At 46.8% G+C, this 10813-nt stretch carries 1 protein-coding gene; it reads right to left on the bottom strand.

The features are described 5' to 3' along the window. Positions 1-14: 14 nt before the first annotated feature. Entirely contained in the window at positions 15-10784 is a 10770-nt protein-coding gene (gene tycB, locus HP398_RS03165) for a tyrocidine non-ribosomal peptide synthetase TycB (RefSeq protein ID WP_173621803.1), read from the bottom strand. Between the last annotated feature and the right edge of the window lie 29 nt (positions 10785-10813).

Below are 10813 nucleotides of genomic sequence, written 5' to 3'. Positions count from 1 at the left end.
CTTATGTCGCCTGATTAGATTAATTCCAGGATGTTCTCCAGTTCTTCCATGGAAAGGTCATCATCTCCGAGATCGCTCGGGGTCAATTCTCCATTTTCTTTTGACATGCAATGCCCAATAATGCTGAGCAAGTGATTCCGATAGCTGTCTGCCAATTTCAAAATGGTTTCTTCCTTATACTGGAGACTGCTGTAACCAAAACTGATCTGGAGCTTTCCATCCTCGATCATGCCGGAAATATCCAACAAGAATGCTCTCTCCGATTCTGGACTGAAAAGCTGACCCGTACCAAGTGGCGAGAAAGTAAGTCCGCCTGATTTTACATCCGAATCAAATTGTCCGAGGTAGTTAAAGCTGATTTCCGGTTGCAGGCTAAATTGCAGGGATGGACGCAGCTTATCCGCCGTCATCGTGCGTAAAATCTCGTAGCCAATTCCTTTTTTCGGAATATGGCGTAAGCCCTCTTTGATTTGCTTGATTTGGTATGACAAGTCCTTTGATTTTTCCATATCAAGCACGACAGGGAACTGGGATGTGAACCACCCAATCGTTCTGGTCACATTCATTTCATTCTGAATATCTTCGCGACCGTGACCTTCCAGGTTGATGACAGCGTAGTTGGTATTTGCCCACTCTTTCACGGTTAATCCCAACGCAGTCAGCAACAGGTCATTTATTTCGGTGTGATAGGCATGATGAACGTGACGTAAAAGGTTTTCTGTCTCTTGAGCTGTCAACTCGATCTTCGCTGTACGGGTGTGCTTTTGTTTACGATCTGCTGTAACAAAATCGGTTGGCAACTTTTCTGCCGTGGTCACGCTCTCGAGGTTGTGCCAATACGCAGCTTCACGTAAAAGCTCGTCACTCTCTGCATAATCTTGCAATTGAGCCGACCAATCCTTGAATGAATCTGTCTTTTTCGGCAAGACGATCTCCTGATTGTGGAGAGCCTGCGAATAGGCAGATGAAAAATCTTCAAACAAGATGCGCCATGAGACACCATCCACGACCAGATGATGAATGGCAATTAGTAAATGGTCCCCTTCAGTTGTGGAGAAGAGTGCCAAGTGGACGAGTGGTCCCTGTTCCAAATCGATACTGCTTTGGATATGATCAGACAACTCCAAAATACGAGCTGCGCTATTTGCATGATCTTTCAAGTCATACGAATGGAAGCGGAATCGCTCACCTGTCAGCGCTCGATTGATTTGCGTGATTGTCTCATTCTCCAGTTTGTATATCATGCGCAACGCATCGTGGTGCTCGACGATTTTGTAGAACGCCTGCTGAACAAGTCCCGGATCAAAGCCATCCTCTCGGAACAGCATGACAGCCTGATTCCAGTGATGACGGTCAGTGAAATTGCATTCGAAGAACCACTTCTGGATGGGCGTCAAGCCAATCTCGCCTTCTACTACTCCCTGATCACTCTCTCTAGTGTTCGGTATGACATGGGCAGCAACTTGTTCAATGGTCGGATATTGGAACAGTTCCTTCATTGCCAGCGTCCACCCTGATGCGTGCAATCGCGTGGATACCTGAATGGCTTTGATGGAATCTCCGCCCAATTCAAAGAAGTTGTCTTTCATTCCCACTTGCTGAATTCCCAATACCTCTGCCCAGGTCGTTGCAAGTAAATGTTCCAGTTCGTTTTGCGGTGCTTCATATTCTCTGCCCGATTTCTCTTCGTGGCTTGGCTTCGGCAATGCTTTACGGTCAATTTTGTCATTTGGTGTCAACGGCATTTTATCCAACTGAACAAAGAAGGAGGGAACCATATAATTTGGCAATTCTTTTCCCATGAATTCTCGCAGTTGAGCCGGACTTACTTCCCCATCAGCTACATAGTATGCGCACAGGTAAGGTTGCCCCTTGTCATCCAAATGTGTGATGGCTGCTGCCTCAATAATCGTCTCAAATCGCAACAGAACACTCTCGACTTCGCCCAGCTCTACCCGATGACCGCGCACCTTCACTTGATGATCGATTCTGCCGAGATACTCGATATTTCCGTCTGGAAGCCATTTGGCCAGATCCCCAGTGCGATACATCTTCTCTCCTGGCACAAACGGATTATTGACGAATTTTTCAGCCGTCAATTCTGGTCGATTCCAATATCCTCTCGCGAGCGACACTCCGCTGATGCACAATTCACCTATTTGACCGACTGTCTTCAATTGCATTTGTTCATCCACGATGAACAGCTTCGTATTCTGAATAGGTTTGCCAATCGTAATGCTCTGACTAACTGGTTCATGCGGCAAAGCTTTCCAGAGTGTCGCGCAAACCGTACTCTCTGTCGGGCCGTAGCCATTGATATAGGTCACTTTCTCTTTCCATTGCTCTACCAATGCGGTAGATGCTGCCGATCCAGCAGTAATCAGGATGCGCAATGACGGCATACGGTCAGGCTCAAGATAAATGGCATACGTCGGCGGCAACGTGAGAATAGTAATTCCGTTTTTGTAGACGTATTCCTCAAATTTGCGGAAATCATTGATCGTATCGCGGGAGATGATATACAAGCTCGCTCCTGTCAAAAGAGCAATAAACATATCCCACACCGATGCGTCAAAAGAGATACTTGCAAAATGCCCTGGCCGATCTTGTGGCGTTACGCCAAGTTGATTCCTGAACACCGCTTGCAGATTGGCCGCTCCTTTGTGCTCCAGCATGACGCCCTTTGGATTGCCAGTGGTACCGGACGTGTAAATGATATAGGCAAGATCAGACGGCTTGTTGATGCAAAGCAGATTGTCTGTATGCGACGAATAGCTCCCTGCGTCGTCCAAATCGATAATTTCTGCCTGACTGGACACCTTGTGGGTCAGATGATTATGAGTTAGCACGTGCTTCGCTTGACTGTCCTCGATCATGTACCGGATTCTTTCCTCGGGATAATCCGGATCGACCGGCAAAAAGGCGCCGCCAGCTTTTAAAATGGCGAGTGTGGCAATGGCCATTTCCAAGGAACGTTCTACCATCATGACGACGATTTGCGATGGCCCTACTCCTCTTTCACGCAATACGGTGGCTAGCTGGTTCGCTCTTTCATTGAGCTCTTGGTACGTCATCTGATTCTCTTCAAATACAACGGCCGTTTGATCAGGCGTATTTGCTGCCAGTTCCTCAAAGAGCTGTTGTATGGTCTGGTTTTCCGTGTACTCTCTGTCTGTATGATTGAACTCCACCAGCAACAACTGCTTTTCTTCTGCCGTTAGCATCTCAATTGCTTGAAGTTGCTTATCAGGTTCTGCCGTAACATTTCGTAGAATTTGCATGAAATGACGCGACATTCTGTCTACGGTGTCTCTTCTAAACAGCTTGGTGCTGTACTCCAGTCGCAGCAACAGGTCTGTTTCCCGTTCAGTCAGGTGAAAAGACAGGTCGAACTTTGAAATAGCAAGCGTGCTCGTCGATTCATAGGGATGATAGGTCAGTTGACCCAGTCTTTTTTGGTACAGTTCGTCGGTTTGCAGAATGAACATGGTATCAAAAAGTGGATTGCGTCCCGGATCACGTTGAATGCCAATCTTTTCAACCAGACTCTCCAACGGATAATCCTGATGATCATAGGCATCCAGGGCATTCTGCTTGACTTCCATCAGAAACTCCTTGAAGGTCTTCTCTGCTGTCGGTTTGTTTCTGATTGCTAGCGTATTGACGAACATACCGACAATCGGTTCGAGCTCAGCGCGTGTCTTGCCGGAGATTGGCGTTCCGACAACGATATCATCCTGCGCCGTATACTTCGAAAGCAGCAAATTGTAGGCGGCTAGCAAAACCATAAACATTGTCGTTTTCGTTTCCGCAGCCAGCGCGTGTAAAGCTTCCAGCAGAGGTCTATCGGTAGCAAGTACGATTTGATCACCCTCAAAGCTTTTCACAGCTGGGCGTGGAAAATCTGTCGGAATCTCCAAGACAGTGTTATGCCCCTCAAACGCATGGCGCCAATATTCTTCCTGCTTTTTGAAGTCATCTGACTCGTTAAAGCCTTTTTGCCAGACAGAAAAGTCTTTGTATTGGATACGCAGCTCCGGTAATTGTCTGCCTTGGTACAATTCCGCCAATTCATTGAAAATAATCGTGATAGACGAGGCGTCCGAAGCAATATGATGCATGTCATACAAGAGAAGATGACGTTCATCCGAGATTTGCACGAGCCCCATGCGCAGCAGTGGCGGAACAACCAGATCAAATGGACGGACAAACGCATGGAAAATTTCATCGATCTGATCTTCTTCTGCACGCTGATACTCCATTTCCACTTTCACGTGGTCATGAATTTTTTGGACTAGCTGATCTCCTACCATCTCAAAGGAGGTTCTCCAGATTTCGTGACGATCTACCAATGCTTGCAGTGCATGCACCAATTGATCCCGATCCAGTTGACCCTCTAGCATGATCATCCCAGGCGTATTGTAGCTGATACCCGCGCCTTCCAACTGATGGAGCACGTACATCCGCTGTTGGGCAGATGATACCGGGTAGTAATCTTGTGGTTCTGCTGGTTGAATCGATGCCTCTGGCGCATTCTCACTGTTTGCTATCAGACTGGACAAGGCTCGAACGGTGGGCTGTTCAAAGAAATGCTTCAAAGGAAGATCGGTTTGAAACTCCCGATGCACATGCGCCACTATCGTCATAGCTTTTAAAGAATGTCCACCCAGCTCAAAAAAGTTATCCATCACTCCGATACCGGAGATGCCAAGGACGTTTTCCCAAATCTTTGCCAGTGTTGCCTCTACTTCATTAGCAGGCGCGACATACTCCACACCTGTTGTAGGCTTTCCTTCAGGCTTCGGCAGTGCTTTGCGATCGATCTTGCCATTTGGCGTGAGCGGGAAAGCATCCAGTTGAACGAGATAGGTCGGTACCATATACGCTGGCAGTTCTTGAGATAGATGTGTTCGAAGCGCCGCTTCCGAGATGTTGTCTTTTCCGGTGAAATAGGCAGTCAGATACGCGTCTCCGCTTCCATCCTGATAAGCAACGACAATCGCTTCATTTGTCGTTTCATAGCTGAGAAGAACCGATTCTATCTCCCCAATCTCAATCCGGTATCCTCTCACTTTTACTTGTTCATCCAGGCGTCCTGCGAATTCAATCGTGCCGTCAGGGAGCCATCTGCCAAGGTCACCCGTCTTGTACATGCGTTCACCTGGCTCAAATGGATTGGAAACAAACTTCTCTTCGGTAAGTTCCGGTTTGTTCCAATATCCGCGTGCCAAACCGAGTCCGCCTATACATATCTCTCCCACTACACCGATTGGTAGCAGCTGGTGCGAATGGTCCACGATGTATATGCTTGTGTTTGCTATTGGCCGTCCAATGGTGATCGGAGCATCCGGGAGCGTATCGCACAGATAGGTGGCGATAACACTGCTTTCTGTCGGACCGTACGCATTGACTGCAATCATCTGCGGATTCATCTCTTTGCACATCTCAACTAACTTCGGTGATAGCTTTTCTCCCCCGAGCACGGCCATTTTCATCGGACTGATCTCATCGGTGGTGCTGCATTCCAAGATCGCTTGGAACAAACTTGGCACGCATAACGTGTAGCTGCAACTCCATGTTGAGATCAGGTTTTTGAGCGCTATCGGATCTTTGGCTTCTTCATCCTTCGTCAAGACAACAGTTGAACCGGATAGAATCAACGCAAAGAAGGTAAGGACAAAACCATCAAAGGCAAAGGATAGAGCCAACAAACCTCTGTCATGGACAGATAAGGTAAACTCTTCTTTGTTCCACGTCACACTGTTGACAATACCGCGGTGCTCCACCATAACGCCTTTTGGCCTACCTGTCGTACCCGATGTGTAAATGATATAAGCCAAATTGGTAGCCGTATGAATCGGGTCAAGATTTGTGGTGATCCGAGAATAGTTACTCGTATCCTCCAGATACAGGCATTCCACTCCAGCAACAACCTTTGTTCCAAGATGCTCTTGGGAAAGCAGCAAACGAGCTTCGCAATCTTCGAGCATGTAAGCAATGCGATCATTCGGATATTCTGGATCGATAGGCACGTATGCTCCGCCAGCCTTGAGAATGGCGAGGATTCCGATCACCATCTCCAAGGAACGATTTGTCATAATCCCAACTCGTTCGTCAGCCTTTACTCCTTTTTTCCGTAATGTACGAGCAAGCTGATTGGCTTTCTTATTGAGCTCCAGATATGTCAACTGTTTGTCCCCGCAAACTAGCGCGATTTGATCAGGGGTTTTCAGTACTTGTTCTTCAAATAGCTGTGGAAGTGTGCTTTCCAACTCAACAGGCTTGAATGTGTCATTGAAATGGACCAGCAATTCCTGCTTTTCTTGCTCGGTGAGCATCTCCATCTGATAGAGAGCCAAGTCCGTGTTCGTGATGACTTGTTGCAAGATTTGGATGTAATGACGCGACATTCGTTCGATGGTCTCCTGCTTGAACAGCTTGGTGCAAAATTCGAAGCAGAACATGAGACCTGCATGGTTTTGGGTTGCTTCGAGCGACAAATCGAATTTCGCCATTTTGCCCTCTGGCACGAAAGGTGTCACTGTCATGCCTTCGATCTTGATCGGATCGGCATCCATGTTTTGCAAAATGAACAAGGTGTCAAACAATGGATTGCGGCTTCGATTTCGATTGACCGCCAGCTTTTCAACGAGTTCCTCAAACGGGTATTCCCCATGCTCAAATGCAGCGAGTGTATTGTCCTTCACTTCTCGTAAAAATTGCTTGAAGCTTTTGGTTGCCACCGGCTGATTTCTCATTGCCAGCGTGTTGACGAACATACCCGTTATGCTTTCGGTGTCAGGGTGCGTTCTTCCAGCTGTCACGGTTCCGACTACCATGTCTTCTTGCCCGGAGTATTTTGCGAGTAAAACATGATAGGCTGCCATGAGCACCATGTAGAGCGTAGTCCCCGTATCGGCCGCCACTCGTTGCAAGCCATCTAGCAGCTGTTTTTCTGTGCGGAATGAATAACGTATCCCCTCAAAACTTTGAACAGACGGTCGAGAGTAGTCCAAAGGCAGATTCAAAACAGGAATTTCACCAGCGAATCGCTCGGTCCAAAACGCTTCCTGTTTTCTGTATTCGTCTGTCTGTGCCAGACCCTTTTCCCAATCCGCGAAGTCTTTATATTGAATGCGTTGCTCTGGCAAGGATTTGTCTTGATAGAGCTGTGCAAGATCGTTCAGGATGATTTGCGAAGACACTCCGTCTGAGATGATATGGTGCATATCGATGATCATGACATGGCGCCGCTCTCCCAGTTTGACCAGTCCAACCCGACTTAATGGAGCCTTTTCCAAATCAAACGGACGCATGAAATCCGTGATGACTTGATTCAAACGTTCTTCTGCCGCTTCCATGTAAGTGATTGGCAGTTTGCATTCCTGATGGATGCGTTGAACCAGCTCACCGTTGATGGTATGGAAGGAGGTTCGCAGCGATTCATGACGACTCACCAGATTGGAAATGGCATACTCCAGCTGCTGCACATTCAATTCCCCATCGAGTACCGTCACAACGGGCAGATTGTACACCGTACTATCCGGATCGAGCTGGTTTAAAATCAGCATGCGTTTTTGCGCTGAGGATACAGGATAGTGCTCTTGCATGACGACCCGCGGAATAGCGAGATACGTTCCTTCCTCTTCACCTTCCACATACTTGGCGATTTCTTGAATGGTTGGTCTATCAAACAACACGCGAAGCGGAACATCTGCTTGGCAGTCTTTTTGCATCCGGGAAATGAGATGAATCGCCTTTAGCGAATGACCCCCCAGTGTGAAAAAATTATCCCGAATGCCAATCGGGGACACGCCGAGTACGTTTTCCCATATGGCTGCCATTTTCTGTTCCAGTTCGGTTGTCGGAGCGAGGTAATCCGCTCCCGTAAAAGCATTCCCCTCAGGTACGGGCAAGGCTCTTCTATCTGTTTTTCCATTAGGTGTGACCGGAATCCGCTCCAAGTTCATAAAGAAGGAAGGGATCATATACTCTGGCAGCGTTCGTGATAAGTAAGCACGCAGCTCCTCGTTACTGACTTCGTCTGTCAAAACGACATAGGCGCACAAATACTTTCCGCCTGTCTCATCCGTTCTATCGATGACCACGGCTTCCTTAATCAATGCGTGGTTGAGCAAGTGCGATTCAATCTCTCCCAGCTCGATACGATGACCCCTGATTTTTACCTGATGGTCGATTCGCCCTAAAAACTCGATATTGCCATCTGGCAGCCAACGAGCGAGATCACCCGTTCGATACATTCTTTCTCCTGATTGATACGGGTTCTCGAGAAACTTCTCCGCAGTCAGCTCTGGATTGTGCAAATACCCTCGCCCTACGTTCGCACCAGAGATATACAGTTCCCCAACAATACCGTTTGGTTTCATCTGCAGCTTTTCATCCAGGATATAAATGCCTGTGTTACTGATCGGTTTTCCGATTGGTGGCAGCTCTGGAATATCCATGCTTGGGTCCATCGTGTAGGTGGTTACCACATGTGTCTCCGATGGCCCGTAATGATTGTGTAAAAATACATGATGGTTCCGCAGATATTTCTGTAGCTCATGAGTGACGACGAGCTGTTCCCCGGCTGTGATAATGTGCTTGACGCAACGCGGGAAGCTTTGCGCATAATCTTTTTCGTTAAAGATAAATTTCAAGAAGGATACAGGGAGGGACAAAATGCTGATCTGTTTTTCCTGGATAAAGGCAAACAGTTTTTCTACATGACGTCTCATCTCATTCGTGATGAGATAGAGCTGTCCCCCGGAAAGCAGCGTGGAGAAAATCTCCTGGTAGCAAACATCAAAGCTGCATGTGGTATACTGCAATACTTTTTCATGAAAATCGATGTTGGTCTTGGTAAACGTAAAGTGCATCAGATTTGCCATGTTTTTATGCTCAAGCATGACGCCTTTTGGTTTCCCTGTCGTTCCTGAAGTGTAGATAATATAAAACAAGTCATCTGGATGATTGATCGTTTCGACAGATGCACTACTCTCTTCCCAGATGGCTGGAGCGCTGATATCTATTTTTTCAGTAGAAGTAGTGACTTTCTCTAGTAGATGATGCTGGGTCACTACCAATTGAATCCCGCTATGCTCGAGCATGTAGGCAATTCGTTCTTCTGGCAGTTCTGGATCAATCGGTACAAACGCACCACCGGCTTTCAAAACCCCAAGAATTCCTACAATCATCTCGATGGAGCGATCCATCATCGTACCAACCAGACTGTCTGCAGCAATCCCTTTTCCTCTCAAAAATCTGGCGAGCTGATTGGACTTTTCATCTAGCTCCCGATACGTCAACTGCTGTTCTCCGAATATGACAGCAACCTGATCGGGTGTCCTTTCCACCTGTTCCATAAAGAGCTCGTGCATGGTTTTTGTTGGATAAGCTGCTGAAGTATCGAGGTTTCTGTCCATTAGCTGTTGTTTTTCAGCTTCTGTCAGCAAGGTAACCTGTTGAATCGTGACCTTCGGATTGTTTGCCACGCAAGCCGCAATCTGATTGAGATGTCCAGCCATTTTTTGGATAAAGGCTTCATCGAAAACAGCAGCATTATAATCAAACCGCATCGCAATCTCTTCTTTGGGCATTACCATGACAGTCATGTCATAATTGGTAGGCTCAAACATCTCGACATCAGAAATAGTAAAGCCTACTTGCTGTGTCGAGGCCTTTTTCTGCAAGGCCTCAACCAACGGATAGTTTTCGATGACCATCAGGTGATCGATCAAATCTTGCTTCAATACGGAATCGTTTTGAATATCGTACAAAGGCACATGCTCATATGACTGGGATTGCAGTGTTCTTTGGTGCACAGCCTGTATCAAGTCGGCAAAGGTTTGATCGTTTTTCGCTTGAATGCGGAATGGAATGGTATTGATGAACAACCCAACCATTTTGTCGATTCCGATGATTTCAGTTGGTCGCCCGGATACAACAGAACCGAATAGCACATCATTCGTAGCGTTATAGGATTGGAGGAGAATCCCCCATAAGGTTTGAATCACAGTCGGCAATGTCACTTGATTTTGACTTGCGATCGCAGAAAGCTGCTGCGTCAGCATGCTGTCCAGCACAAAACGATATTGAGCAGGTAGAAAGGCATTGCTAGAAGACTTCCCAAACTTCGGCAAGGAAGTTTGCTGTTCAAATTGTCCCAGATAGTCTCTCCAATATGCGAGAGCAGCCTCTTTATCTTGCTTTTCCAGCCAACGAATAAATTGGCTGTATGGCTGCACCGGATCGAGGGCAATTGGAGCCCCGTTCTTTAAGGATAAATAGACGGAAAGCAGGTCATCAAAAATAATGCTAAAGCACCAACCATCCATGAGTATGTGATGAAAGCTCCAGATGATTTGGAATTCGCTCTCCGTCATTTGGAAAATAGCCACTCTCATCAACGAATCTTTCGCCAGATGAAAGGTTTTCTCTTGGTCATTCCTTTTGTATTGTGTGTAGCGATGCTGCTTTTCTTGCTCGTCGTATGCAGTTAAATCGCAAAATAGGATGGGAATGGGTCGTTCCTTCAAGACAACCTGCAAAGGCTGCTTTATTTTTTCATAGAGAAACAGCGTGCGGAACACATCATATCTCTCTACCAGCACATGCAAGCTATTGGTAAACAAACCAACATCAAGATCGCCCTGAATCGAAATGGACATCTGTACAAGATGAGAATTATGTTCTTCATCTAGCAAGGCGTGAAATAACATTCCCTCTTGCATGGGCGTCAATAAATACATATCTTGTACTTGTTCTTTGCTAAAAACACTCATTCCGGCACCTCGATATCAACTGTATTTGT

The sequence above is a fragment of the Brevibacillus sp. HB1.4B genome, from assembly GCF_013284285.1.
GTDB classification, from domain to species: domain Bacteria; phylum Bacillota; class Bacilli; order Brevibacillales; family Brevibacillaceae; genus Brevibacillus; species Brevibacillus porteri.
The sequence above is the reverse complement of the archived record's forward strand: the minus strand, read 5'-3'. Positions and strand labels throughout refer to the sequence as shown.

What these genes read in the sequence shown, in the direction of transcription:
- tycB (WP_173621803.1), bottom strand. Translation starts at nt 10,784, where the DNA reads ATGAGTGTTTTTAGCAAAGAACAAGTACAAGATATGTATTTATTGACG.